General features: G+C 70.8%; 22 protein-coding genes and 1 other RNA gene. 9 read left to right on the plus strand and 14 right to left on the minus strand.

The window, feature by feature from the left end:
* Window position 1: 1 nt before the first annotated feature.
* Together N5095_RS21115 and N5095_RS21120 are read left to right on the plus strand one after the other, a co-directional pair.
* Window positions 2-1,249, plus strand: a complete 1,248-nt coding sequence (locus N5095_RS21115) for an MFS transporter (RefSeq protein WP_267625161.1) — start codon at window positions 2-4, stop codon at window positions 1,247-1,249.
* A gap of 67 nt (window positions 1,250-1,316) precedes the next feature.
* Window positions 1,317-2,075: a 4-phosphopantoate--beta-alanine ligase gene (locus tag N5095_RS21120; RefSeq protein WP_267625162.1), complete on the plus strand. Its 759-nt coding sequence runs from the start codon at window positions 1,317-1,319 to the stop codon at window positions 2,073-2,075.
* Between the two features lie 30 nt (window positions 2,076-2,105).
* Here N5095_RS21120 and N5095_RS21125 read toward each other — a convergent pair whose 3' ends face one another.
* From N5095_RS21125 to N5095_RS21135, 3 genes are all read right to left on the minus strand, one after another.
* Window positions 2,106-2,531, minus strand: a complete 426-nt coding sequence (locus N5095_RS21125) for a DUF302 domain-containing protein (RefSeq protein ID WP_267625163.1) — start codon at window positions 2,529-2,531, stop codon at window positions 2,106-2,108.
* Between the two features lie 44 nt (window positions 2,532-2,575).
* Window positions 2,576-3,808, minus strand: a complete 1,233-nt coding sequence (locus N5095_RS21130) for a molybdopterin-dependent oxidoreductase (RefSeq protein ID WP_267625164.1) — start codon at window positions 3,806-3,808, stop codon at window positions 2,576-2,578.
* Window positions 3,809-3,871: 63 nt separating this feature from the next.
* Window positions 3,872-5,038 carry a pyridoxal phosphate-dependent aminotransferase gene (locus N5095_RS21135; protein ID WP_267625165.1) on the minus strand — a complete coding sequence of 389 codons (1,167 nt, stop codon included), beginning with the start codon at window positions 5,036-5,038 and terminating at the stop codon, window positions 3,872-3,874.
* A gap of 135 nt (window positions 5,039-5,173) precedes the next feature.
* Here N5095_RS21135 and N5095_RS21140 point away from each other — a divergent pair, with 135 nt between their 5' ends.
* Window positions 5,174-5,704, plus strand: a complete 531-nt coding sequence (locus tag N5095_RS21140) for a hypothetical protein (protein WP_267625166.1) — start codon at window positions 5,174-5,176, stop codon at window positions 5,702-5,704.
* Between the two features lie 12 nt (window positions 5,705-5,716).
* On the opposite strand, the gene N5095_RS21145 is transcribed toward N5095_RS21140, so the two are convergent.
* Both N5095_RS21145 and N5095_RS21150 read right to left on the minus strand, forming a co-directional pair.
* Window positions 5,717-6,688 (minus strand): hypothetical protein, encoded by a 972-nt coding sequence (locus N5095_RS21145; protein WP_267625167.1) that lies wholly within the window; start codon window positions 6,686-6,688, stop codon window positions 5,717-5,719.
* A gap of 85 nt (window positions 6,689-6,773) precedes the next feature.
* The gene (locus N5095_RS21150; protein ID WP_267625168.1) at window positions 6,774-7,754 is read right to left on the minus strand and encodes a glutathione S-transferase family protein; all 981 of its coding nucleotides are present in this window, start codon (window positions 7,752-7,754) and stop codon (window positions 6,774-6,776) included.
* 209 nt (window positions 7,755-7,963) lie between these two features.
* Here N5095_RS21150 and han point away from each other — a divergent pair, with 209 nt between their 5' ends.
* Window positions 7,964-9,862, plus strand: a complete 1,899-nt coding sequence (han, locus tag N5095_RS21155; protein ID WP_267625169.1) for a Hef-associated nuclease — start codon at window positions 7,964-7,966, stop codon at window positions 9,860-9,862.
* A gap of 325 nt (window positions 9,863-10,187) precedes the next feature.
* On the opposite strand, the gene N5095_RS21160 is transcribed toward han, so the two are convergent.
* The 3 genes from N5095_RS21160 to N5095_RS21170 all read right to left on the minus strand — a co-directional run bounded on the left by N5095_RS21160 (window position 10,188) and on the right by N5095_RS21170 (window position 14,654).
* On the minus strand, window positions 10,188-11,987 hold the full coding sequence (locus N5095_RS21160) for a phospholipase D-like domain-containing protein (RefSeq protein ID WP_267625170.1): 1,800 nt from the start codon (window positions 11,985-11,987) through the stop codon (window positions 10,188-10,190).
* A gap of 120 nt (window positions 11,988-12,107) precedes the next feature.
* A complete protein-coding gene (locus tag N5095_RS21165; RefSeq protein ID WP_267625171.1) occupies window positions 12,108-13,451 on the minus strand; it encodes a HEAT repeat domain-containing protein in 1,344 nt (447 codons plus the stop codon).
* A gap of 399 nt (window positions 13,452-13,850) precedes the next feature.
* The gene (locus N5095_RS21170) at window positions 13,851-14,654 is read right to left on the minus strand and encodes a DUF7504 family protein (protein WP_267625172.1); all 804 of its coding nucleotides are present in this window, start codon (window positions 14,652-14,654) and stop codon (window positions 13,851-13,853) included.
* 103 nt (window positions 14,655-14,757) lie between these two features.
* On the opposite strand from N5095_RS21170, the gene N5095_RS21175 reads away from it, so the two are divergent.
* Both N5095_RS21175 and N5095_RS21180 read left to right on the plus strand, forming a co-directional pair.
* Window positions 14,758-15,714: a DUF7547 family protein gene (locus N5095_RS21175; RefSeq protein WP_267625173.1), complete on the plus strand. Its 957-nt coding sequence runs from the start codon at window positions 14,758-14,760 to the stop codon at window positions 15,712-15,714.
* Window positions 15,715-15,961: 247 nt separating this feature from the next.
* Window positions 15,962-16,396 (plus strand): winged helix-turn-helix transcriptional regulator, encoded by a 435-nt coding sequence (locus tag N5095_RS21180; protein ID WP_267625174.1) that lies wholly within the window; start codon window positions 15,962-15,964, stop codon window positions 16,394-16,396.
* Between the two features lie 22 nt (window positions 16,397-16,418).
* Here the strand turns inward: N5095_RS21180 and N5095_RS21185 are convergent, their stop codons facing one another.
* Both N5095_RS21185 and N5095_RS21190 read right to left on the minus strand, forming a co-directional pair.
* Complete coding sequence (locus N5095_RS21185) at window positions 16,419-16,814, minus strand: OB-fold domain-containing protein (protein ID WP_267625175.1); 396 nt, start codon at window positions 16,812-16,814, stop codon at window positions 16,419-16,421.
* On the minus strand, window positions 16,811-17,971 hold the full coding sequence (locus N5095_RS21190; protein ID WP_267625176.1) for a thiolase family protein: 1,161 nt from the start codon (window positions 17,969-17,971) through the stop codon (window positions 16,811-16,813). The genes N5095_RS21185 and N5095_RS21190 overlap by 4 nt, the downstream gene beginning before the upstream one ends.
* A 134-nt stretch (window positions 17,972-18,105) precedes the next feature.
* On the opposite strand from N5095_RS21190, the gene N5095_RS21195 reads away from it, so the two are divergent.
* Entirely contained in the window at window positions 18,106-18,522 is a 417-nt protein-coding gene (locus N5095_RS21195) for a DUF7548 family protein (RefSeq protein ID WP_267625177.1), read from the plus strand.
* 118 nt (window positions 18,523-18,640) lie between these two features.
* Window positions 18,641-18,955: signal recognition particle sRNA (ffs, locus tag N5095_RS21200), an RNA gene on the plus strand.
* A 276-nt stretch (window positions 18,956-19,231) separates the two neighbouring features.
* Here the strand turns inward: ffs and N5095_RS21205 are convergent.
* Window positions 19,232-20,728 (minus strand): TrkH family potassium uptake protein, encoded by a 1,497-nt coding sequence (locus tag N5095_RS21205; protein WP_267625178.1) that lies wholly within the window; start codon window positions 20,726-20,728, stop codon window positions 19,232-19,234.
* 326 nt (window positions 20,729-21,054) lie between these two features.
* On the opposite strand from N5095_RS21205, the gene N5095_RS21210 reads away from it, so the two are divergent.
* Window positions 21,055-21,324 carry a DUF7111 family protein gene (locus N5095_RS21210; protein ID WP_267625179.1) on the plus strand — a complete coding sequence of 90 codons (270 nt, stop codon included), beginning with the start codon at window positions 21,055-21,057 and terminating at the stop codon, window positions 21,322-21,324.
* Between the two features lie 75 nt (window positions 21,325-21,399).
* Here the strand turns inward: N5095_RS21210 and N5095_RS21215 are convergent, their stop codons facing one another.
* The 3 genes from N5095_RS21215 to N5095_RS21225 all read right to left on the minus strand — a co-directional run bounded on the left by N5095_RS21215 (window position 21,400) and on the right by N5095_RS21225 (window position 23,660).
* A complete protein-coding gene (locus N5095_RS21215) occupies window positions 21,400-21,969 on the minus strand; it encodes a winged helix-turn-helix transcriptional regulator (RefSeq protein WP_267625180.1) in 570 nt (189 codons plus the stop codon).
* A gap of 40 nt (window positions 21,970-22,009) precedes the next feature.
* Window positions 22,010-22,345 (minus strand): DUF7471 family protein, encoded by a 336-nt coding sequence (locus N5095_RS21220; RefSeq protein WP_267625181.1) that lies wholly within the window; start codon window positions 22,343-22,345, stop codon window positions 22,010-22,012.
* A gap of 64 nt (window positions 22,346-22,409) precedes the next feature.
* On the minus strand, window positions 22,410-23,660 hold the full coding sequence (locus N5095_RS21225; RefSeq protein ID WP_267625182.1) for an outer membrane protein assembly factor BamB family protein: 1,251 nt from the start codon (window positions 23,658-23,660) through the stop codon (window positions 22,410-22,412).
* Window positions 23,661-23,751 lie beyond the last annotated feature (91 nt).

Genomic DNA, 23,751 nt, shown 5'->3' on the forward strand with positions numbered 1-23,751 from the left:
GGTGAGGGGGACCCGGACCACGGGGGTCGCGCGGGCGTTCCGCATCGGGGACGGCGACGGCGGTGGCTCCGGACAGGGAAGCGTCGTCCTCCGGTACTACTGTTACATGGCGACCTCGACGCTGGGGTTTCTCATCCCGGTCTGGGTCGTCCTGCTCGACGAGGCCCGCGGCTTCTCCTACACCCAGATTCAGCTCCTCGACGGCGCCTTCTTCGCCACCCTCCTGCTGGCCGAACTCCCGACGGGGTACGTCGGCGACCGTCTCGGCCGGCGGAACGCCCTCGTCCTCAGCTCGGTCGGCGTGGGTCTCGCCGCGGCGGTCTTCGGCCTCGTCGAGTCGTTCCCGGCCTTTTTCGCCGTCTACGTCCTCTGGGGGGTCGCCCAGACGTTCAGAACGGGAAACGACAGCGCGTGGCTCTACGACACGCTCGCCGGCTACGGCGAGGTCGGGACGTTCACCCGCGTCCGGGGCCGGGGGCTCGCGGTCCTCCTCGGTACCAACGCGGCCACCGCCGTCGCCGGCGGCTACCTCTACGGGCTCGACCCGCGCTACCCCTTTCTCGCTACGGGGCTGGTGAACCTCGCCGGCGTCCCCGTCCTCCTCTCGCTCCCCGAGTCCCCCGTCGCCGACGGCGACCGGTTCACGCTGGGCGACGCACGACGGGCGCTCTCGGGACTGCTGGCTCCGGGACTTCGGTGGTTCGTCGCCTACGCCGCGCTGTTCTACTCGCTGGGGTGGGCCGCCGACGTGTTCATCCAGCCCATCGGGTTGGCCGCCGGCCTCGACGCGGTCGACCTCGGCTACCTGTACGCCCTGCTCATCGGCGCCTCGGCGGTCGCGAGCACGTACGCCGACGCCGTCGCGAGGCGGGTCGGCGTCGGCCGACTCCTCCGCCTCTCGCCGCTGCTGCTCGGCGCCGCCCTGCTCGCGCTCCCGCTGCTCCCGGTCGCGGCCGTCGGCGTCTTCCTCCTCCAGCGGGTCGTGCTCAACGCCACCGCGCCGGTCGCGGAGACGTACCTCAACGACCGGGTCGCCTCGCTGGGGCGCGCGACGGTCGTCTCCGGCTTCTCGATGGCGCTCTCGGCGGTGTCCATCCCGGTGAAGCTCGCGAGCGGCCCGCTCGCCGACGCCACCTCGCCGACTCTCACCGTCGCCGCCTTCGGCGGGGCGCTGCTCGTCGGCTGTGCGCTCCTCGTCGTCGTCGTCCGGCCGATGGCCGACGCGGACAGCCCGACGCCGGCGGACTGAGGAGGTCGCCGAGCGGAACGCACGGAGAACCGTCGCGCTTTTGGCCCGAGGCGGCCGTCTTCGGGCCATGAGCGACCACGTCGACGTCCCCGAGGACCACCCGCGGCACGACTCGTTGCTGACGCGCCACCGCATCGAGGACGGAGTGGACCGGGGTATCACCAGCCGACAGGGGCTCATCGCGCAGGGTCGAGGGGAGGCGTACGACTACCTGCTCGGCGAGCGCACTATCCCCTCCGCCGACGAAGCCGAGCGCGCCGCCGCCGCACAGCTCCTGCTGGCCGACCACCCCGTGCTCTCGGTGAACGGCAACGTCGCCGCGCTCGTCCCCGAGGAGATGGTCGAACTCGCCGAGGTCGTGGGTGCGGAGCTCGAAGTGAACCTCTTCAACCGCACCGAAGAACGGGTGGCCGCAATCGCGGAGTACCTCCACGAACACGGCGCGGGCGAGGTGAAGGGCCTCCGGGCGGACGGACGGATTCCGGGACTCTCCCACGAGCGTGCGAAGGTCGATTCGGACGGTATCGGCGACGCCGACGTAGTGCTCGTCCCGCTGGAGGACGGCGACCGCGCCGAGGCGCTCGCGGCGACCGGCAAAGTCGAAATCGTCATCGACCTCAACCCGCTGTCGCGCTCGGCGCAGTCCGCGGCCATCCCGGTCGTCGACAACATCGTCCGCGCCGTACCGAACATCACCCGCCACGCCCGCGAGTTGGCCGACGCGCCGCGGGACGAGTTGGAGGCCATCGTCGCCGACTTCGACAGAGAGGCGGCGCTCGCCGCGGCGGAGCGGGCGATTCGGACGGGCGGGGACGGCGAGGAGTAGAGGCGGAGTCGAACTCGGACCTCCGACGTCTCAGGCCTCGGCGGGGTCGACCGCGACGGTCGCCCCCGAGACGACGCGGGTGAGTCGGTTCCGCGCGTCGTCGCCGATGATTTCGAGCTCAGGGCTGTCGACGACGGAGAGCGTGGCCGCCGGGTCGACGGCTGTCACCACGACACCCGCCTCGTCCTCGCGAACGGCGACGGCACACGCCAGCAGCGCGCCGAGGTCGGGGTCGACGGCCAGCGCCTCGGCGACCGTCTCCGGCATACACGCGCCGATGACGGTGTAGCGTCCGAGCCCGTCGTCGCCGACCGTCCCGCGGACCGCCGCCTGGAGGTCGGTCTCGAACAGCAGTTCGAACCCCTGGGCGTCGAGGGCGTCCCTGACGAGGCCGAGGGTCTCCTCGAAGCCGAACGGCGAGCGTTCCGAGATGGTGTAGGTGACGGGGTGTTCCACGGGGAGTGGAACGCGCGCTCGGAGCATCAATGCGCGCCTCGGACTCAGTCGAACCCCGAAATCAGCGTGACGAGCCACTGCGCCGGGTCGCGTCGCTCGCGGAGTTCGACGCGGTCGACCCACTTCACCCACTGGAAGCCGCGTCGACCGGGGGCGACGAGCCGGAGCGGGGCGCCGTGGCCGTGGCTCAGGTCGTCGCCGGCGACGCCCGTCGCGAGCAGGAACTCCCGCGCCTCGGAGACCGGGAAGCTCCAGCGGTACCCCGTCACCGAGACGACCCGAACGTAGCGCGCGTCGTCGCCGACGCCGGCGGCGTCGAGCAGGTCGCCCAGTCGGACGCCGCGCCAGTCCTGCACCGTGTACCAGCCGGAGGTGCAGTCGAGGAGGGCGCGCAGTTCTGTTTCGCCGTCGTCGCCGGTGGCGTCGGTCGCGTCGTCGCTGGTGGCGTCGGTCGCGTCGCCGTCGCCGGTGGCGTCACCATCCTCGGGAGCGACGCCCGTGAGCGCCGCGTACGACAGGTCGAGCGACTCGTCGACCAGCCCGTCCACCCGGAGCCGCCACGCGTCGCGGTCCACCGGGTCGGGGTCGTCGGCGACCCAACTGGTCACGGGGAACTCGCCGTCGGTGCGGCCGTCGGCGCCGTCGACCCCCTCCGAATCGAGGTCGACCGGCTTCGACCCGGTGAACCGGCGGGTCGTCCCGGCCGTGTCGAGCAGGTCGTTGACGACCGACTGCGAGCGCCACAGGACGGCGCCGCCGACGAGGACGCCGGCGTAGCGCAGCGCGTCGCGTCGCCCCTGCACGTCCGAGCGGCGAGGGCGGCGCATCCCCGGGAGCGACCGCCGGGAGAGGAGGTGGAGGGCGAGCAGGGGGACGAGCAGGAGGCCGAAGAGGACGTGGACGTTCATGAGCCCCCAGTACGCGAGGTCCACGTCGGCGCCGAGCACCCACGCGACGCCGGTCGCCAGCGCGGCGACGGCGACGACCGCCAGCGCGACCGAGAGCCCCGTCGCGCGGGTCCACAGCCGCGAGTCGGTCACGCGGCGGCGGACCCGATACAGCTTCAGCGCGAGGAAGAAGACGAGCGCGAACCCCGCCACGCCGTGGGCCCAGAAGACGACCGCGCCGGAGGGTCGCCCGACGGTGAAGGAGAGGAGGCCGGAGCCGACCTGGAACGCGACGAGTACGAGGAGCGTCCAGTCGACGAGCCGGGCCGACGGCTCGGCGCGGCGCAGGCCACGGCGGAGGGCGCGACGGAGTTCGGACCCGTTGCTCACGGGGACCCGTAGCGACCGGAGCCGCATCAACCCGTCGCGGGAGGGGCGGCGCCCCTCGGGCGTTCAGAACGCCGAGAGCGCCCGTTCGAGGCGGTCGAACCCCACCTCCAGCCGGTCCAGCCCGTTGGCGAAGCTCAGGCGGTGCCAGCCGGCGCCGGCCTCGCCGAAGGCGCTCCCGGGCGCGAGGACGACGCCGTGCTCGCGCAGGAGCCGTTCCGCCACCGCCACGTCGTCGCCGGGGAGGTCGAGTTCGAGGAAGGCGTAGAACGCCCCGTCGGGCCTGGGACACCGGACGCCGTCGACCCCGGCCGCCCGCTCGACCACGTAGTCGCGCCGCTCCTCGAATCGGTCGCGCATCTCCCGGACCGGCTCCTGGGGCCCCGTCAGCGCCGCGAGCGCGGCGTACTGAGACGGGGTCGCCGTACAGGAGGTGACGGCCTCGCGCACCTTCGTCACCGCGTCCGCGAGCCACCGTGGGCCGGCGAGCCAGCCGACGCGCCAGCCGGTCATGGCGTACGTCTTCGAGCAGGAGCCGACGGTGACGACGTGCTCCGGGTGGTCGGTCAGCGCCGCGGTGCCGACGAACTCGCGGTCGTAGACCAGGCCGCCGTACACCTCGTCGGCGACGACGACGGCGTCGTGGTCGGCGGCGGCCTCCACCACGGCCCGAACCGCGTCGGGGTCGTGGACCCGGCCCGTCGGATTCGAGGGCGAACAGAGCATCACCGCGGCCGTGTCGGGACCCATCGCTTCGACGACCCGGTCGGCGTCGAGTTCGAACCCCGTCGACGCCGGCATCGGCACCTCGACGGCTCGGCCCGCCACGAGGTCGGTCTGCTGGAAGTAGTTGGTGTAGGTCGGCGTCGGCAGCAGGTACTCCTCGTCGGTGCCGACCGTCGCGAGCGCGACGAGGTACGTCGCCTCCATCGCGCCGTTGGTGACGACGACGCCCTCGGGCGGAACCTCGGTGCCGGACTCCCGCGCCGTCGCCTCGCTGACGGCCTCGCGCAGGGGGCGGATGCCGGCGTTCGGCGTGTAGTGGGTTCTCCCCGACCGTGCGGCCTCGTGTGCCGCCTCGACGACGTGCTCGGGCGTGTCGAAGTCCGGTTCGCCCACTTCGAGTCGAACCAGGTCTCGGCCCTCGGCCGCGGCCGCCTCGGCGAGGTCGAACATCGACCGGATGGGCGAAGGCTCGACGGCCCGAACCCGGTCCGTGAGGAGGTGTCGCATACCCGGTGCTCGGCGCGTCGGTACAAAAACGGTCGCCCCGCGTGCACGTCTTCGTCCGGTTTCGACGGCGCCCTCGGGTTCCGTGGCCCTCGTCGCTGGCGCACTTATGTCCGTGGAGGCCGTATGTGATGTGTTATGTCTGCACACGAACGAGCGGAGGTGGTCGTCGACGACGACGTGCTCCACGAACTACGGGAGCACGAACGCTGGCACGGGCCGCGGATGATTCGCACCATCGAGCGCCACCACCCCGAACACCGACCGGGCATCCCCGTCGCGCTGTTCGACGCCTACGCCGAGCGGCTGGGCTACGACGTCGAGGCGTCCGAGGCCGACGTGCTCGCGAAGGCCGTCGACGAGACCGAATGGGTCGGCGAGGACGTGTACTACCGCGTCGGCGACGACAGCGAGAACCTGAGCGCCTACCCGCCGAGTTGGCACGCCCGGTACGCCGAGCGGAACTCCATCGCGGACCTCGTCCGCGAGATGGGAACCCAACTCGGACGCGCGTGGGTCGGCCGGCGGGAGCTCACGCTGGCGCTCGAATCGGTCGCCGGCGTCGACCCCCGGACGGCCACCGCGATGGTACTCGACGCCGGACAGCGAGGGGAAATCGCCGTCCAGCCGAGGCAGAACCCCGAGAGCCTGGTCTTCCTCAAGGGGTGAGTCCGCGCGGGACTAGTTCCCGTCGTCGGTCTCCGCACCGCCGGCCTCGTCCTCCTCGGCTTCTTCGTCGGCTCCGGCTTCAGTTTCCGACTCCTCGGGGTCGTCCGACCCGGACTCGTCGTCCGCGCCCGCGCTCGCGTCCGAGCCGTCGGCGACTTCTTCGACGACCTCGGCCTCGGCGACGATTTCGCCCGGCTCGGCCTCCTCGCCGGACACGTCGTCGACGGTCTCGACCTCCTCCTCGACGTCGGTGTCGACAGCGTCGCCTTCGGACTCCGCATCCGTGTCGTCGTCCGTCGCCGACTCGCCGCCGCTCCCGTCCTCGTCCGGCGTCGCCGAGTCCTCGCGTGCCTCGGTCGTCACGGTCGGGGTGTCGGCGTCCACGTCGGCGACGGCCGACCCGTCCTCGTCGTCGGCTCCGCCCGCGTAGCTCGGGTTGTCCTCCTCGAGGAGCGGGTCGTCGAGTGACTCCCGGTCCGACCGAGCGCGGGTCACGAGCACGTAGCCGACGGCGGCGACCGCGGCGACGAGCGCGACCCGTGGGAGGGTCAGGAGGCCCGAACCCGACGTGGCGTCGTCGTCGGTCACGTCGGTGTCGGCGGCCGAGTCCACGTCGCCGTCGAGGACGTCGAAGTGGGACTCCGAGTCGGCGTCGTCACCGTCGTCGGCACCGGAATCGGCGTCACCGTCACCGTTCGAACCGTCGGCGTCACCGAACACCGAGAACGCCCCGTCACCGGCGGCGTTCGCGGCGTCGGTGCTCGCCTCTCCGTCGCTCGTGTCACGTCGGTCGAGCAGGTAGAGCGCGGCGAACGTCGCGGCGGAGCGCAGGTGCCGTTCGAGCGCCTCGCGGTCGTTTCGGCGGTAGGCGTCGACCGCGCCGACGACGTCCTGTCCGGCGTCGGCGAGGCCGTCGGGGCCGCCGGTCTCGGTGCCCTTCGGTCCGACGCGTTCGATGGTCTCTTTGAGGAACTCCTCTCTCATCGTGGTGCCGACTTCGGCCGCCGGCACGCCAAGCGTTGGGGCCGAACCGGCGGTCCGAGTGGAGGTCGAGACGGGCAGCCGCCCGCTACTCGAACAGCGCCTCGGGCGGCCCGCCCGGGAGCCGGTCGCGGTCGTGGTCCTCGGCGAAGTCGATGTCGGGACCGACCGGCACCAGTCGCTTCGGGTTCACGTCTCCGTGGCTCTCGTAGTAGTGGTGGACGATGTGGTCGACGTTGACGGTCTTGGCGATTCCGGGGAGCTGGTACAGCTCCTTCGTGTAGTTCCAGAGGTTCGGGTACTCGTGGATGGCCCGTCGGTTACACTTGAAGTGGGTGTGGTACACGTGGTCGAAGCGGACGAGCGTGGCGAACATCGCGAGGTCGGCCTCGGTGAGGACGTCGCCGGCGAGGTATCGCTGGTCGCCGAGGACGGACTCCCAGTGGTCGAGCGCGTCGAACAGTTCCGAGACGGCCTCGTCGTACGCCTCCTGTGTTCCGGCGAACCCGGCGCGGTAGACGCCGTTGTTGATGGGGTCGTAGATGTCGTCGATGATGCGGTCGACCTCGTCCTCGTACCCCTCGGGGTAGAGGTCCACGTCGTGCTCGGCGAGGTCGCCGAACTCGGTGTCGAGCATCCGCATTATCTCCTCGCTCTCGTTGTTGACGACGGTCTCCGCCTCGCGGTCCCAGAGGACGGGGACCGTCACGCGCCCGGTGAACTCCGGGTCGGCCTTCGTGTAGATGTCGCGGAGGAACTCCTTCCCGTACAGCGGGTCCGGGTACGACTCCGAGAACTCCCAGCCGTCGTCGATGCGCACGGGCTCGACGATGGAGAGCGAAATCGCGTCCTCCAACCCTTTCAGCGCCCGCGTCATCGCCGCGCGGTGGGCCCACGGACACGCCCGCGAGATGTAGAGGTGGTACCGGCCCGCCTCGGGCGGGAACTCGGCGCCGTCCTCGTCGCGAATCCGGTCGCGGAAGGCGGTCTCCTGCCGGTCGAACTCGCCGTCGTCGTCGGTCGACTCGTAGGCGTCGGTTCGCCACTCGCCGTCGACGAGCATGTTCATCGGGCCACCTCGGCGGTCGCCGGCGGGAGGAACGAATCGGTTACTGTCACGCCCGCGGATACGGGCGAGACGGGCAAAAGGGTTCGTCGCCCGGCCGTCCCTGCCGCCAGTCCGCGGGGCGGTCGGACCCGACTGTGGCGTCACGGTCGACACGCCCCGACGAGACCGATGTTGCAAGACTTAACACCGGTCACCCGCTTACTCCAGCCATGACCAGCGAGCACGCCGGGGATTCCGGCTCCGGGTCGGATTCTCGACCCGTCGTCTACGACCTCGCGCCCGACTGTACCGTCGCGGACGTCGAGGTCGGTCAGCTGTATCACGCCGTCGTGAACGGCGTCGTGAACTACGGCGTCTTCGTCGACATCTCCGACTCCGTCTCCGGGCTCGTTCACGAGTCCAACCTCGACAACGACTACTCGGTCGGCGACAAGTTCGTCGTTGAACTGGAGGAGGTCCGCGAGGACGGCGACCTCGCCTTCGCCGAGGCGACCCCCGAGAACTACCGCACCGAGACCGTCGACCACGTCCCCGACCTCACCGAGGTCCAGTCGCTCCGGACGGGCGACTCGGTCACCGTCGAAGGGTCGGTCTCGCAGATAAAACAGACCGGCGGCCCGACCATCTTCCACATCAGCGACGAGACCGGCATCGTCGCCGCCGCTTCCTTCGCCGAGGCCGGCGTCCGCGCCCACCCCCGCGTCGAGGTCGGCGACATCGTCCGCGTGAAGGGGAGCGTCGAGAAGCACAACGGCGCCCTCCAGCTCGAAGTGGAGGACATGCGGCTCCTCGAGGACGACGTCGCCGCCGAGGCCCGCGAGCGCATCGAGGCCGCCCGCGACGAGCGCGCCGAGCCCCACGACCCCGAACCGCTCGTCGAGTGGGAGGCCTTCGAGAAGCTCCGGGGCGACCTCCGCGAACTCGCCCGCCTGCTCCGTCGCACGGTGCTCGACGGCCGCCCCATCCGGGTCCGACACCACGCCGACGGCGACGGGATGTGCGCCTCGATTCCGGTCCAGCACGCCCTGGAGAACTTCATCCGCGAGGTCCACACCGACGCCGACGCGCCGCGACACCTGTTCAAGCGCCTGCCGAGTAAGGCGCCCTTCTACGAGATGGAGGACGTGACCCGCGACCTCAACTTCGCGCTGGAGGGTCGCGCCCGCCACGGCCAGAAGCTCCCCTTCCTGCTGATGCTCGACAACGGGTCCACCGAGGAGGACGTGCCGGCCTACCGGAACCTCGCCCACTACGACATCCCAATCGCGGTCGTCGACCACCACCACCCCGACCCCGAGGCCGTCGAGGACCTGCTCGACGCCCACGTCAACCCGTACCTCTACGACGAGGATTACCGCATCACGACCGGGATGATGTGCGTCGAACTGGCGCGGATGATCGACCCCTCCATCACCGACGAGGTGCGCCACGTCCCGGCCGTCGCCGGCCTCTCCGACCGCTCGAAGGCCGAGGTGATGGACGACTACGTCGCCCTCGCCGAGGCCGAAGGGTACGACCAGGACCACCTGGGGGACGTGGGCGAGGCGCTCGACTACGCCGCCCACTGGCTGCGCTTCTCCAGCGGCGAGACGGTCGTCGACGACGTGCTCGACGTCGGGACCGACGAGGACCGCCACGAGGAACTCGTCCAGTTCATGGCCGACCGCGCCGAGCGCGACGTGGAGAAGCAGCTAGACGCCGTCGAACCCCACGTCGAACACGAGCGGCTCTCCTCGGACGCCCACCTCTACACCATCGACGTCGACCAGTTCGCCCACCGCTTCACCTACCCCGCGCCGGGGAAGACGACCGGTCAGCTCCACGACCGGAAGGTCCAGGAGACGGGCGACCCGGTCATCACCATCGGCTACGGGCCGGACTTCGCCGTCCTCCGTTCCGACGGCGTCCGCCTCGACATCCCGCAGATGGTCGCCGAACTCGACGAGGAGGTCGTCGGCGGCGGCGTCTCCGGCGGCGGCCACCTCGTCGTCGGCTCCATCAAGTTCGTGAAGGGGATGCGCGAGGAGGTCATCGACTCCCTCGTCGAGAAGATGGCCGACGCCGACATCGACGAGGACCTGTCGAGCGCGGCGCCGCTGGACGACTGAGCGCAACGACGGGCGCCGTTTCATCGGCGCCCACCTCGCTGACGCGGAGGTGTTGGACGACTGAGCGCCACGACGCGGGCGGCTTGTCCGCCCGCGACTCGCTGACGCGGTGGTGTGACGACTAAGCGACGACGCCGAGCCGTCTTATCGGCTCGGCAATCGCTGACGCGGTGGTGTGACGATTGAGCGCAACGACGGCCGGAGTCTATCTCCGGCCGACTCGCTGACGCGGTGGTGTTGGACGACTGAGCGCCACGACGGGGCGCCGTTTTCTCGGCGCCCAACTCGCCGACGCGCCGATGTGGACGACTACGACGGGCCGAACTCAGTTCTCGCCATCTCCGTCGTCGTCCTCGACACCGTCGCGGAAGTCGAACCCGCCGCCTTCGCCGACACCCCCGGAGTCACCATCGACCTCGGCGTCGACGACCCCCGCACCCTCGACGCCGTCCGCCGCGCCGACGAACGACACGCGCCGCCGGGCGACGACAATCGCGCCGCCCGCGGCGACGACGAGCGCGACGAGTGTCCCGACGGGAACGCCTCCGTCCTCGCCACCCTGCCAATCACCCTCGAACACGGAGCGGTAGTACTCGGCCGCGGCCTCGCTCCGCAGTGCGACGGCCACCTCGCGGTTCTCGGTCGCGGAGTTTTCGTTCCAGTTGAGCGAGCCGACGACGACCGTGTCGTCGGCGACGACACCCTTCGCGTGAATCTTCTCGAATCGGTCGGTCGGCTCTGCGACGCGGACTTCGAGAGGGATGCCCTCGCGCTCCGCCCGGCCGTTCAGTCGGTCGGCGAGCCGGCGGTTGTCGTCGACGACGTACCACGCTCGCGAGAGGAGGATTCGTACGTCGACACCGCGCCGGGCGGCCCGCACGCAGGCCCGGAGCATCGCCTGTTCGGGACCGCCGACGGTGGGCTGAACCACCACCACGCGGTCGTCGGCCCGCTCGACGACGTCGACGACGGCCGATTCGGCGTTCCCCGGGGCGGTCAGGAGCCGGGCCGCTTCGACCCGAACCCTCCGTGGCTCGGCCCGCCCCGAGAACGAGCCGTTCGCCGGCGTCGACGCCTCGAACGCTCGGCCCTCGCGATAGCGCTCCCACGCGACCGCGCCCGTCCCGTTCGCGTCGGCACGGAACAACGCCGCCAGTTCGGTCGCCGCTCGCTCGCCGTCGAGACGGACGCCCCAACCGCGGCTGCTTCGACCCCCGGTGCCGGCGGGCTTCCAGTTCTCGGTGAGGACGAGCGCCCGGTCGTCGACGACGGCGTACTTCGGATGGTGGAAGGCGAACCGTTCGGGGGCGCGTCCGAGCACACGGACCTCGACACCGGCGGCGGCGAGGCGGTCGAGCAGGTGGGCCTCCCGTCGCGGGAGTCCGCCGACCGGGTCGGCTTCGAGGAGCACCCTGACTCGGACGCCGCGTTCGGCGGCGGCGACGAGCGCCTCGCTCACCCGGGAGGAGGCGAGGGTGTACCCGCCGAGCAGGAGTCGCTCGTCCGCGCTCCGCAGTGTCGAAATCGCGACTTCGGGGGAGTCGGGGAGGACGAACGCCGTCGCGTTCGGAGCGCCGAGGTCGACCGGCTCGCGAGGGGTGTAGCCGACCGGGCGCCACGGCGGCGTCGCGTTTCGGTGCCAGCGCTCGCCCTCGGGCGCCGCCTCGTAGACGACGCTGTCGACGGGTCGGCTCCCGCGCCGGAGTTCGAGCCGCTCGCCGCCGTTTGCGAGGCCGAAGCCCGCCGGCGCCGTGTGGACGCGTCCAGCCGCAGTCCGGTTTCGGAGGACGTCCGGGTCGGTTCCGACGACCACCCGCCCCGAGCGGTTCGCGAGTCGGACGACCGTCTCGCCGTCGCTGACCGACCAGTTTCCGGCGCCCGGGAGGACGAGCGTCACCGACTCGCCGCGGTCGCCGTCGGCGACGGGGTTCGGGTACACGGCCACGATTCGTGCCGTCCCGTTCGGGGTCGTCCCGTTCGCAGTCGACCCCTCCACAGTCGTCCCGTCGGTCGCGGTCCCGTCGGTCGTTGCCCCACCGGCTGCGACCCCGTCGGCGACGGGAACCGCGGCGACGACGAGGAGCGCGGCCAGGATGGCGACGAGGGCGGGACGGATGGTCGACACAGGAACGGCTGGTCCCGTCCCCGCACTTCAACCCTCGGCCGGGTGCGTGTCGCTACCGAGGGTGTCGACGGTCTGAGAAACACGAGAACGTGTGTGAAGGCGGAACGCCGCGGGTGCCGCTCAGTCGGCCGTGCCCGAGCGCGTCGTCCCGAGGGCGTCGTTCGCCCGGCTGGCCTCGTCCTGTACGAGGAACGACCGGTCGTCGCTGTGTTCCGCGGCCGCTTCGAGTGCGTCCTCGGTGCCGATCTGGCGGAGCGCCCACGCGGCGCTGGCGCGTGCGGAGTCGTCCCCGTCGTTCTCCAGCACGTCCACCAACGGTTTCACGGCGCGGGTGTCGCCCAGCAGGCCGAGCGCGCGGGCGGCGTGGGGCCGGACGATGTGGTTGTCCATCTCCAGTTTGTCCGCGAGCGGCTGGGTCGCTCGCTCGTCGCCGATCTCGCCGAGCGCGCGGAAGGTGACCTTCTGGAGACCGGGGTCCTTATCGGAGTCGACGTACTCGACGAGCGTCTCGACGGCATCTTCGGCGCCCGAACCCATCTTCCCGAGCGCCTTGATGGCGGGTTTGTCGCGCTTCTGGGCGCGCTGGTGCATGGCGTCGAAGGCGCGGGCGTCACCCATCCGGATGAGCGCCTCCATGCAGTGTTCCTCCATGAACTCGGAGCCGAGGGTGTCGAGGGCGAGCAGCACCATCTCGACGTTGCCGCGCTGTTCGTGCTCTTTCAGCGCCGACCACTCGACCGGGTAGTCCTTGTAGTGACCGAGCACGTCGTAGAACCCCTCGTAGGCGAGCTGTTCGCGAATCTCGAGGTCGTCGAACGCCTGAGCGTCGTCGACACCGGTCGAGAGTTCGTCGGTCGCTTCGAGCAGGGTTGCGATGGTCTCTTCGTCCTCGTCGGCATCGAGGGCGGCGTTCTCGACCGCATCGGCGCTCTCGTCCAGCGCGGCGGCCGCGGCGTCGCTCGACTCCCCGTCGACCGACACGCTCGAACCGAACGCCTCGTTCAGCGTCCCGACGAACGACTCGACCGCCTCGACGACCTCGCGCTCGCCCTGTTCGGTCCAGCGCGTCTCCTCGACGGTGCTCTTGGCGTCCTCGATTTCGCTCACGACGTCCTCCGCGTAGGGGCCGCGCTGGTCCTCGAGTTCGTCGCGGAGCGCCGAGAGCTGGGTCTCCAGCTCCTCCTGCGGGTCGTCGGCGTCCTCGTCGTCCTCGTCCGGCTCGGGGAGGTCAGCCTCCTCGATGTCCGCCTCGATGGCGTCGAGACTCGCCTCCACCTCGTCGAGGTCGGACTCGGTGTCGGCGGCGTCGAGCTGGTCCTCGGCGGCTTCGAGGCGCGCCTGCAGGCTCTCCTGGGTGAGGTCGCCCGTCTCGCTCGGGTCGACCGATGGCTCCGAGGCCTCCTCGGGCGACTCGTCGGCGTCCGTCGTCGGCTCCTCGTCGGAGCCGTCGTCCCCGTCAGTCATATGCCTGAACTCCGGCCGACGGTGAAAAGAGCGTTTCCCTTCTCCCCTCGGCGGTCCCCAGGTGGCGACCCGGGTCTCCGATTCGGTGACCCCGCTCCGTTCCCGGCCGCACGGCCGTCGCTCGGAGACGTTCTGTGCCGCGAATAACGGGTGACCGCGCCTTCACGGACGGGGCCCATGACTTCCCCGCCTTACACGCCACGTCGACGGCCGAGGGCCTCGCGGCGTCTCTCCGAGCCGCGACCGTGTCGCCGAGTGCGGTCCCCACACGCCGACTGTTTGGTGTATGCCAACAGTCAGCACGACATGTACGCTCTTCGACTACTTGCATCTATCGCCGACCGGCAGACGACACCGCTCGAACGACCCGGTTAGACGTCCGAACGCGCGTGGACTCGCTCAGAGCGCCAGCCACTCGCTCTCGACGTCGGGCCGTCGGAGCGTCCAGCGGTGCTCCGGCTCGCCGTCCGGCCCCCGTCTGAGCTCGATTACCGCGTCGAAGGCGGGTTCGAGCCGGCGACACACCGGGTCGGAGCGGTCCGCCGAGAGGTGGCAGTGAGCCATTCCGGAGACGGCACGAACGCGGTTGCCGACGACGGACACGAACCGCTTGACCGCTCCCGGGGTGTGGCCGGCGAACAGGGCGTCGAGCGAGTCGACGCAGAGACGAAGCTCTCCGGACTCGAGCCCGCCTGCCCGGCGTTCGATACTCTCGACCTCCCCACCGAGAACCCCCGCGACCGCACCGAGGCGCTCGCCCGAGACGGACCGGCGCGACCCGCCGGTCGACGCTTCGGCGTCGTCGGCGGTGTCGTTGGCGTCGTAGACGTCGGTATCGGGGTCCGTCACCCCCGGCTCCGTCGGCCCCGCCGACGCGGGCCTCCCCGAGTCCGGCGACAGCGGCGACGCTGTCGTCCCCGAGCACGTCGAGCTCACCTCCCGCGTCGCGGCCGACGGCGAGACGACCCGGACCGTCGAGGCGGTCGTCGGCCCCCGCCCCAGCGTCGGGTCGACCGCCGCGCCGTCGGTGAGGACGAACACCCGACGCCGAGGCTCGACGGTCCCGTCGCCGAGTAGTCGACGGCTGGCGGCACGGCGGAGCGAAGGCGACGGGGGGCCGAGGAGGAGCATGTTACTCCCCCGCCGCTTGAGCCGGGTGAGGGCTCGGGCGAACGACCTCTCGGCCGCATCGGGAGACGGCATTGTTTTCGCGTTCTTCGACGTAGCACTCAATAAGTGTTGTGGGCCTGACTCGATACTTCCGCCGGGTCGAAGCGTTAAGCGGCGGCGGGCCGAACGTGGGGACATGAGCCCCCCCGACGACCGCGACCGAGACCGCGACCGCCGACGCGGTCGACGCCGCGACGACCGCGACGACCTCGACGAACGCCTCTCACAGTTGGAGTCGACGCTCCGCGACCTCCAGTCGAGCCTCGACCGGCCGTCTCGCCGGTTCCGGCCGCCGACGCCGCGCGAGGTGCTCCGCTTCACCGAGGAGTACACCATCCCGACGGTCATCGCCATCCTGGAGGCGAACATCCGCGCGCTCGAACTCCTCCAGCGGGTCCTGCGCCTCGCAGAGCCCGCCCGCGCCGCCGGCGCCGAGTCGAGTGCGGCGCGCGAGCGGGCCGACGCCGTCCGGCGCGAGGCGTCCGAAGGGTTGAGCGACGCGCTCTCGGAGCTCCGAACGGCCCTCTCGGAGGCCGACCTCCCCGAGGACCCCGAGTCGCGCTCCATCGTCGAGGACGCCCGCGAGCTGAGCGCCGAAATCGAACGCCGTATCGACGAGAGCCGCGGCGGCCGGTCCCGCCAGTCCCGACGGACTCGGCGCGCTTCGGACGCCGACTGGAGCCGTTCGGGTTCGGCTCGGGACCGCGGTGGACGCGACCGGCGAGACGGACGTGACGGACGGGGCGGGCGCGACGGACGAGGTGGACGCGACGACGGTCCGGTCACCATCGAAGTGACCGACGAGGGCGACGGCTCGGCTCGCGACCGCGAGCACGAGACCGGGCGGGACGCGGACGTACCGGCGTCGGAACGAGGCGACCGGGACGACGGAGCCGACGACGCCGACCGCCCGGCCGACGAGAGCGAACTGGGCGACGCGGGCGTCGACGTGGAGTCCGAACTCCAGTCAATCAAAGAGGAGCTGGCCGACGAGCGCGGACGGTCCGAGCAGGCCGACGGCGGCACGGAGTCGGCGGACGGCGCCGACGACGCGGCCGGAGACGGTCGAGACTCGGCGGACGACCGTTCCTGACGAGGGAGCCGCCGAGGGGGTTCAGCAGCAGCCGACCCCGAGACAGCACGAACAGCACGGACGACACTGGACGAGTTCGTTCGACTCCACGAGGCTCGCGCGACGGTCACAGCAGTTCGTCTTCTCGGACATGCGAGTCGGGCTACGGCCCGCAGTGCCGTAACTCGGTCAGTGGACGAGTGTATCGGTGGTTTCGGACAGGAAATCACCCGCCCGGATTTAGGATGCTCGCCGGCTACTGGAGGGTATGGACCACAAGTGCGGGCGAGAAGCGCCCGACGGAGCGCCCGACGACGCGACCGACTGGCACCGGGTCTGGGACGGTCTCGGCGACGCGCTCGGGGGGAAGTGGGCATTCCACGTCCTGCGGGCGCTCGACGAGGGGGACGCCGGGTTCAACGAACTCCGCCGTCGCGTTGGGGGAATCACGGCGAAGACGCTCTCCGCTCGCCTGCGCGAGCTCCGCTGTCGGGGGTTCGTGACGCGGTCGGTCGAGGCGACGGCGCCACCGTCGACGAGCTACGCGCTCACCGACCCGGGTCGGGAGTTCGTCGGCGCCCTGCGCGGGCTGGAACGGGCCGCGGCGTCCGTCAACTGCGACTGTGACTGCTGTGCCGACGAGTCGGCGTGCCGGGTCGTGACCGTCGACGCCGGTCGCCCCGCGGCGATGTGGGACTGTTGAGCGCGCGCCGCACTCTCGGCGACTACTCGACCGACCGGAACCGGTAGCCGTCCCACTCCTGGCTCTCGGGTTCGCGGATGCCGGCGCCGGGGTCGCGTAGCTCTTCGGCGTACACCGGCTCGACGGTGTCGCCGATGGCGACGTCGTCGGTCGTCAGTTGCCCGATGGCGCGCACCGGCTCGCCGTCTACGTCGAACTCGACGATGGCCAGCGAGTTGGGCTGGCGGACGCCCGGCGGCGTCGCCGTCGACGTGGTCCACGTGACGACCTCGGCCTCGTACTCGCTCAGGTCGACCGTCTCGACCGGCTCCTCCCCGCCGGGGCCGATGGGGTGGGCCGGGTAGGTGATGCTCCCGTCGGGGTAGCGTGCGGCGTCCATGGATGGCTCTCGGTCGTTCGCGTCCGTACTCTCGCTCATGCGGTCTCACGCTCCAGAATCGTCGTCGTCACGCAGTTGCCGAACCCGCCGACGTTGCAGGCGAGACCCACGTCGGCATCGACCTGTCGTTTCCCGGCGCCTCCGAGCACCTGCTGGTAGATTTCGTACGCCTGCGCGACCCCGCTGGCGCCGAGAGGGTGGCCCTTCGACTTCAGGCCGCCCGAGGTGTTGATGGGGAGTTCGCCGTCGCGGTCGGTCTTTCCGGCGTCGACGGCCTTCCACCCCTCGCCCTTCTCGAAGAAGCCGAGGTCCTCGCTCTGGAGGAACTCGAGGATGGTGAACATGTCGTGGAGTTCGGCCACGTCGACGTCCTCGGGGCCGAGGCCGGCCATCTCGTAGGCGATGTCGCTGGACTCGACGACGCCGCGCATCGTCGTCGGGTCGGCGCGTTCGTGGACGACGTGGGTGTCGGTCGCTCCGCCGATGCCGGAGACGACGGCGTACTCGTCGGTGTACTCCTTCGCGACCGACTCGGGACAGAACATCAGCGCGGCGCTCCCGTCGGTGATGGGACAGAAGTCGTACAGGCGGAGCGGGTCGGCGACGATGGGTGACTCCATCACGGTGTCGAGGTCGACCTCCTTGCGGAACTGTGCGTGCGGATTGTCGACGCCGTTCTGGTGGTTCTTCACGGCGACGCGGGCCAGCGACTCACGCGGCGCGTCGTACGTCGAAAGGTAGAGGCGCGCGGTGAGACCGGCGAAGGAGGGGAGAGTGACGCCGTGTTTGTACTCCACCGGGTGGGTGAGCGAAGCGATGACGTCGGTCGCCTCCGCGGTCGAGCGGTGGGTCATCTTCTCCCCGCCGACGAGCATCGTCATGTCGCTGGCCCCGCTCGCGACGGACTGCCACGCGGCGTAGATGCCGGCGCCGCCCGACGAACTGGTCTGGTCGATGCGGGCGGTGTACGCCGGCATGCAGGCGAGGTCGTGCGCGAGCGCGTTGGGGACGCCCGTCTGCCCCTCGAACTCGCCGCTCGCCATGTTCGAGACGTAGAGGTGCTCGACCGCGTCCGGGTGGACGCCGGCGTCGTCGAGACAGGCCTCGCCGGCCTCGGCGAGGAGGTCACGAACCCACTCGCCCTCGCGTTGCCCGAACTGCGTCATCGACGCGCCGATACAGGCTACTCGTTCCATGTCTGTCCCGAGACGCGCGCGCCACCCGCTTACCGTTTTTCCCTCCCGCAGGTGGTGTCGGCCACGCTCGGGGGGATTCTGGACCCCTGGACAATCTCGGACTATTTAACCCGTCGGGCTCCCGACACCCGAATATGAACGCAGAAGACGTCGCACCCTACGCCGGTGTCGGCGCCTGTCTCGCCCTGCTGGCCGCGTTCGCGGCCCCGTACCTGCTGGTGACCAGCCCGGAGGCACCGCTCACCGCCTACTACGGCGCGGGACCCATCGGCGCGAACGCGGTCGCCTTCTTCTCGCTCGTCGCCGTCGTCGTCTTTCTCGCGGGTCGGCGCGGCCGGACGGAGCCGGACCTCGCCGCCGGCATCGCCCTCGTGCTCGGGGTGGCGACCCTACTGGTCGCGCTCGTGTGGGCCCTGTCGGTCGACGAGACCGTCCTGTTCAGCTTCCCCGCGTCGGCGTCGTGGATCGAGTTCCACCCGTGGGTCGTCGTCGGCGTCTCGGCGCTCGTCCCCGCCGCGGCCGGAGTGTACGCCCGAGCGGTGCTGAACTGACCGCCGGGGGAGCGGCACCCCCGGCGAACCGACAACGAACCGACGGACGGCGGCGCGGCGGTCGGCGGCGACACCGCCGCCGAGTCGAAAAGCCCTTAAGTCGAACGCTAGTAGGTTGTGGTGGACTAGGTCGGGCAGTTAGGCCCTGCTCCTCGCCCCCAATAGAGTCTTCAGGGGGGGCCGAAACCCGGGTTCGTCCGGTCAGACCGGCACGGGCCCCGGGAGCCAACGTAGAAACCTCGTCCTGCGGGGACAGCGGCTCGGGCGTGATCGTCCGCAGGGACGTCCCACGTCCGTTAATCGGGCGGTACTCCGTCAGGCGCGGAAGCGAGCAGCGGACCGTCGGACGCCCGTCGCTCGCAGGATCGCGGGGTGGAGGAGGCAACCGGGAACACCCGTGCCGGAACGCCTGGCAACCCCGGCCCGTCCGTCATTCATACCGCATTCACCCCTTCCCCGCCGAGCGGCGCATCACCCCGCTCGACGGCGAACGCTGGACCAAAATGCCGGCAACTCCGCCCTCGCCGTCGACAACTCGAGCTTCGCGTCGGTCGTCTCACTCGCCAGGGAGGAGCTACGTTCGACTGAACAGCCGAGGTAGGGTGGGCTCCGGGAGAAGCCGGGGATTTCCGGAGGCTACTAGTTTATCGTTCGGTTCCGGGTCCACACCGTCCGTTCTAGGCCCACCAGAGTGCGAACCAGCGAACACTCACGACCGCCAGTACGACGGCGTCAGCAACACGAGGACGGGGATAATCTCGATGCGTCCGACCCACATCAGAAACGTCATCAGGAGCTTCGTCGACGCCGGGAACGGCTCGTAACTGGCGAAGGGACCGGCGATGCCGAAGGCGGGGCCGACGTTGAAGAACGTCGACGCGGCGGCGCTCATGGCCTCGAACTCGGTCACCGGCACGCCCGCCCGGGAGCCGTTGACGACGACGACCACCGTCGCGAGGATGAAGATGACGAGGCTCACGAGCGTGTACGCGTAGATGTCACGAACGGTCCCCTCGTCGACCGCCCGGCCGCTCAGTCGTACCGGCCGGACGGCGCTGGGGTTCGCTGCGGTGAAGAGGTCGCGCCGGAACGCCTTCAGTACGACCAGCCAGCGCAACGTCTTGATAGAGCAGGTGGTGCTGCCGGCCATCCCGCCGATGAACATGCAGACGAACAGCAGGTGTTTCGCGCCGGACGACCAGAGGTCGAAGTCCGTGCTCGCGTAGCCGGTCGTCGTGACGATGGAGACCACCTGGAACAGCGCGTGGCGCACCGTCTCCTCGATGCCGGAGTGCGGGCCGCCGTCGAGGAACAGGACGGTCGCGACGGCCGCAGTGAAGAAGCCCAGCGCGCCGAGGTAGAACCGGAACTCGCCGCTCTCGCGCAGGCGGTCGAACTCCCCGAGCGAGACGAAGTAGATGAGGATGAAACTCGTCGCGCCGATTACCATGAACGGGATGACGGCCCACTGGACCGCCGGCGAGAACGCCGCGAGACTCTCGGGGCGGGGGGAGTAGCCCGCCGTCGAGATGGTCGTGAACGCGTGCGCGACGGCGTCGTAGAGCGTCATCTCGGGGGCGAGCCCAACGAGGTGGAGGCCGTAGAGGGTGCCGACCTGCAGCAGCGTCAGGGCGATGTAGATGCGCCAGAGGAGCCCCGCCGTCTCCGAGATTTTCGGCGTGAGCTTCCGCACGTCGCGGGTCTGGCTCTCGGTCTCCATCAACTGGGCGCCACCGACGGAGAGCTGTGTGAGCACCGCCGTCGCGAGCACGAGGATGCCGAGGCCGCCGAGCCACTGGAGGGTCGCCCGCCACAGCAACACGGCCCGCGAGTGGATTCCGAAGTCGAGCACGACGGTCGCGCCGGTGGTCGTGACGCCGCTCATGCTCTCGAAGAGGGCGTTCACCGGGTCCGCGAGCGCCCCTTCGCCGGCGACGACGAACGGCACCGCGCCCACGACCGCGATGCTCAGCCAGGTCGTGGCGACCATGAGGAACGCCTCGCGGGTCTGCAGGTCGCGCCGGTCGGTCAGCGCCTCCAGTCCGAGTCCGACGAGCACGGTTGCCGCCATCGGCACGAGAAACGGCGAGACGGGCGTCCCGTCGACGAGAGCCACGACGAGCGGAAGCACGAGCGGGAGCCACAGCCATCTGAGGATGGTCCCGAGAAGCGCGAGACTCACTCGCCAGTCGACGCGAACTCTCATGTGGTCGCCGCACTGTCGGCGTCGGGGTCGGCGACGGACCGGACTCCGGCTCGCTCGCTCGGCTCCCCCTTCGAATCGGTCATCATCGCTACACCACGGTGGGTGCCTACAAAAACGACGGCCCCTCCGGTCCGCCCTCGTCTATTCTTCACTCGCGCTCCCTGCTCCCGGCTCGCTGGCGCTCGCCGGAACCACGGTCACCGACGCCCTCTGGTCTCGGCTCACGTTCGTTCGCCGGGACCTCCGTCGTTGCCACTCCCTGCTCCCGGCTCGCTGACGCTCGCCGGGACCGACAGGCACGACACCCTCCGGTCCTAACCCCGCCTATGAGCGAGGCCAGCGCCGGCGACGTCACCGCCCGCTACCACGAGACCGACGAGGAGCGCGTCCTCGAGTTCGAACGCGACGGCCGGACCGCCGCGGTCGCCCAGAACGTCGAGGGGTACGCGATGCTGAAAGTCCGTCCGACGGCCGACGGGGACGAACTCGAACGCTACTACGGGTTCGACATGGCGCTCGACCACGCCGCGGAGCTACTCGGCGTCTCCCCGCGCGACCTCCCGGTGCCGGACGAGGCGGCGGACATGGGAATGTAGGCGGACTGCGCCGTCGACACTCCCGGACACGAGCGCGGTCCGACGCATCCCCGTTTTCGCCGTACCGTCCGCTCCTCACTCCTCGTCCGCCGGCGGCTCCAACAGCCCGTCCACGAGCCGCGTGAACCGGTCGACGAACCGTTCGGGGAGCGAGGGCGAGACGGCCGCCAGTAGGTCGAGCGTCGCCTCGGGTCGGGCGAGCACGAGCGTCACCCGGCCGCGGTCGTCGCGCTCCTTCTCGACCACGTCGCACTCGACGAGGTGGCCGAGGTGCCACTCCAGCGTGCTCCGGGCGATTCCGAGCTCCTCTGCGACGGCCGCCGGGGCGGAGGGACCGTGCTCGAGCAGATATCTGAGGACGTCTCGGCTCGTCTCCCGGCGGACGAGCGCGAGGGCGCCGCGCTCCCACTCGTCGAACGTCGGCGGGTAGTAGTGGGTCCGGCCGTACCGCTCCTCGGCGAGGAGCGATGCGCCCTCACCGTGACTACCGACGCTCGCCGTCGACGCGGAAGGGCCGTCGAGAAGCCGGTAGAGGTGGTGCTGGACCTGCCCGGGCGCGAGGTCGAGCGCCCGAACGAGTTCGTTGAAATGGACGCCCGGGTTCCGACGGACGTGCTCCTCGATGCGCCCGCGTACCTCGCTCACGGGCGCACCTCGCTTACCTGGGCCTCGTCGCGAGCGCGGATCACCGCGGCGCCTCCCGGCCGCGCTCGACCTGTCGAGCGTAGTAGACGGCCGCGATGACCAGCGCCGCCATCACCACGTCGAGTCCGTGTTCGAGGGTGTGGTGGGACTCCCAGGGAATCACCCCGCCGAGGGTGAGCGCGGCGACGCCGCTCCGGGCGAGCAGGGTCGACAGCGCGAGCGCGACGAGCAGGTACGAGCGCGACCCGCGCTGGAGCCACGCGGCGACGCCGAGACCGGCGACGACGACGGCGCCGACGCCGCCGAGGGTGAGCGCGGCGAGCAGCGGGAGGTTCGCCGTCGCCGCGGCGTGACAGGGAATCAGCACTCCGGGCATGGGTCGAGGTACGGGCGACCGGCCCAAAGCCTCCTCGATTCTTGCCGGGCCGTCTGCGGTCGGATTACGACCGGTAGTCGAGCGCGACGACCCGCCCGTCGCTGTACATGACGAACACCTCCCGGTCGCCGTCGCCGTCCACGTCCGCGAACACCGGGTGCGTGTAGACGGGCTGGTCCCGCGAGTACGTCGTCCGCACCGTGCCGTCCGGGTCGAGCACGGTCACCGTCCCGTCGTTGCTCGCGACGACGAGTTCCGGCCCGGGGTCACCGCCACCTACTCCACCGTCCACGTCGCCGAGCACGGGCGGCGGCATCATCTGCAGGCCCTCGGCGACGGGCGTCGCCCACTCCGTCTCCCCCGTCGTCGCGTCGAGCGCACGGACCGTCCCGTCTCGGGTCCCGACGTACAGTTCGACCGCCCCGTCACCGTCGCCGTCGCCGGCGTCGTGTACGGCCGGGAACCGACCAACCTCGCGTCTCCACTCCGTCTCGCCGGACGCGCCGTCGACGGCGACGACCTCGCCGCGGGTGAACGCCGCGAACACCTCGACCGCGGGGTCCCCGTCGGCGTCGGCGGTCGTGACCCACGCCGCGAGGCGGTCGTCGGTCGGATGCTCCCACTCGACCTCGCCGTCGGGTCCGAGGAGGACGAGCGCACGGTCGCCGGCGACGAGGGTCTCTCGTGTGCCGTCCGCGTCGAAGTCCGCGACAGTCGGCGCCGTCTCGACGTGTTGGTCCGTGTCGACGCGCCAGCGCTCCGTCCCGTCGGGTCCGAGGACGAACGTCACGCCCGCCACGTCGGTGACGACGATTTCCTCCCCCCCACCGGGTGTCACGTCGGCGACGACGGGCGCCGAGTAACCGTACCGGGAGAGGGGAAAGGAGAACTCCCGGTCGCCGGTCTCTGGGTCGTAGGCGACGAGTTCCTCGGTGGTCGAGGCGGCGAGCACCTCGTGTACGCCGTCGTCGTCGTAGTCGGCGACGGTCGGGTCCGCGACGGCGTGGATGGTGCAGTTCGCGTCCGGGACCGGCGCCCGCCACCGTTCGGTACCGTCGTCCGCGCCGTAGGCGACCAGCGCACACTCGGTCTGTCCGCGGCTCCCGCTCACCGGCGCGAAGACGGTGCCGTTCGCGACCGCCGGTTCGTGGTGGTTGCCGCCGGCCTCGGTACCGGGGTCGCTCACCCACCGCTCGACGAGCCGTCCCTCGTCGCCGATACCGCCCACGCCGCCGAGCCCGCCGACGGCGAGGGCACCGACCCCGACGAGGACGGTGACGATGGCGACGACGGCGACGGCGGTGGCCGCTCGCATGGTCGAGGTCGGGTGCGCCGACGCAAAAACGGTGCGTTCCGCCCGTGACCGAACGCGGACCGGGCGAGACAGCCTCATCCCCACTCGCGGT

Origin of the sequence: Halobium salinum (genome assembly GCF_026586625.1) — an archaeon.
In the GTDB taxonomy this organism is placed as follows: domain Archaea; phylum Halobacteriota; class Halobacteria; order Halobacteriales; family Haloferacaceae; genus Halobium; species Halobium salinum.

What these genes read in the sequence shown, in the direction of transcription:
- N5095_RS21120 (WP_267625162.1), top strand. Translation starts at nt 1,317, where the DNA reads ATGAGCGACCACGTCGACGTCCCCGAGGACCACCCGCGGCACGACTCG.
- N5095_RS21185 (WP_267625175.1), bottom strand. Translation starts at nt 16,814, where the DNA reads ATGAGCGAGAGTACGGACGCGAACGACCGAGAGCCATCCATGGACGCC.
- N5095_RS21225 (WP_267625182.1), bottom strand. Translation starts at nt 23,660, where the DNA reads ATGCGAGCGGCCACCGCCGTCGCCGTCGTCGCCATCGTCACCGTCCTC.
- N5095_RS21135 (WP_267625165.1), bottom strand. Translation starts at nt 5,038, where the DNA reads ATGCGACACCTCCTCACGGACCGGGTTCGGGCCGTCGAGCCTTCGCCC.
- N5095_RS21220 (WP_267625181.1), bottom strand. Translation starts at nt 22,345, where the DNA reads ATGCCCGGAGTGCTGATTCCCTGTCACGCCGCGGCGACGGCGAACCTC.
- N5095_RS21190 (WP_267625176.1), bottom strand. Translation starts at nt 17,971, where the DNA reads ATGGAACGAGTAGCCTGTATCGGCGCGTCGATGACGCAGTTCGGGCAA.
- N5095_RS21175 (WP_267625173.1), top strand. Translation starts at nt 14,758, where the DNA reads ATGAGCCCCCCCGACGACCGCGACCGAGACCGCGACCGCCGACGCGGT.
- N5095_RS21150 (WP_267625168.1), bottom strand. Translation starts at nt 7,754, where the DNA reads ATGAACATGCTCGTCGACGGCGAGTGGCGAACCGACGCCTACGAGTCG.
- han (WP_267625169.1), top strand. Translation starts at nt 7,964, where the DNA reads ATGACCAGCGAGCACGCCGGGGATTCCGGCTCCGGGTCGGATTCTCGA.
- N5095_RS21210 (WP_267625179.1), top strand. Translation starts at nt 21,055, where the DNA reads ATGAGCGAGGCCAGCGCCGGCGACGTCACCGCCCGCTACCACGAGACC.
- N5095_RS21205 (WP_267625178.1), bottom strand. Translation starts at nt 20,728, where the DNA reads ATGAGAGTTCGCGTCGACTGGCGAGTGAGTCTCGCGCTTCTCGGGACC.
- N5095_RS21145 (WP_267625167.1), bottom strand. Translation starts at nt 6,688, where the DNA reads ATGAGAGAGGAGTTCCTCAAAGAGACCATCGAACGCGTCGGACCGAAG.
- N5095_RS21195 (WP_267625177.1), top strand. Translation starts at nt 18,106, where the DNA reads ATGAACGCAGAAGACGTCGCACCCTACGCCGGTGTCGGCGCCTGTCTC.
- N5095_RS21170 (WP_267625172.1), bottom strand. Translation starts at nt 14,654, where the DNA reads ATGCCGTCTCCCGATGCGGCCGAGAGGTCGTTCGCCCGAGCCCTCACC.
- N5095_RS21165 (WP_267625171.1), bottom strand. Translation starts at nt 13,451, where the DNA reads ATGACTGACGGGGACGACGGCTCCGACGAGGAGCCGACGACGGACGCC.
- N5095_RS21140 (WP_267625166.1), top strand. Translation starts at nt 5,174, where the DNA reads ATGTCTGCACACGAACGAGCGGAGGTGGTCGTCGACGACGACGTGCTC.
- N5095_RS21180 (WP_267625174.1), top strand. Translation starts at nt 15,962, where the DNA reads ATGGACCACAAGTGCGGGCGAGAAGCGCCCGACGGAGCGCCCGACGAC.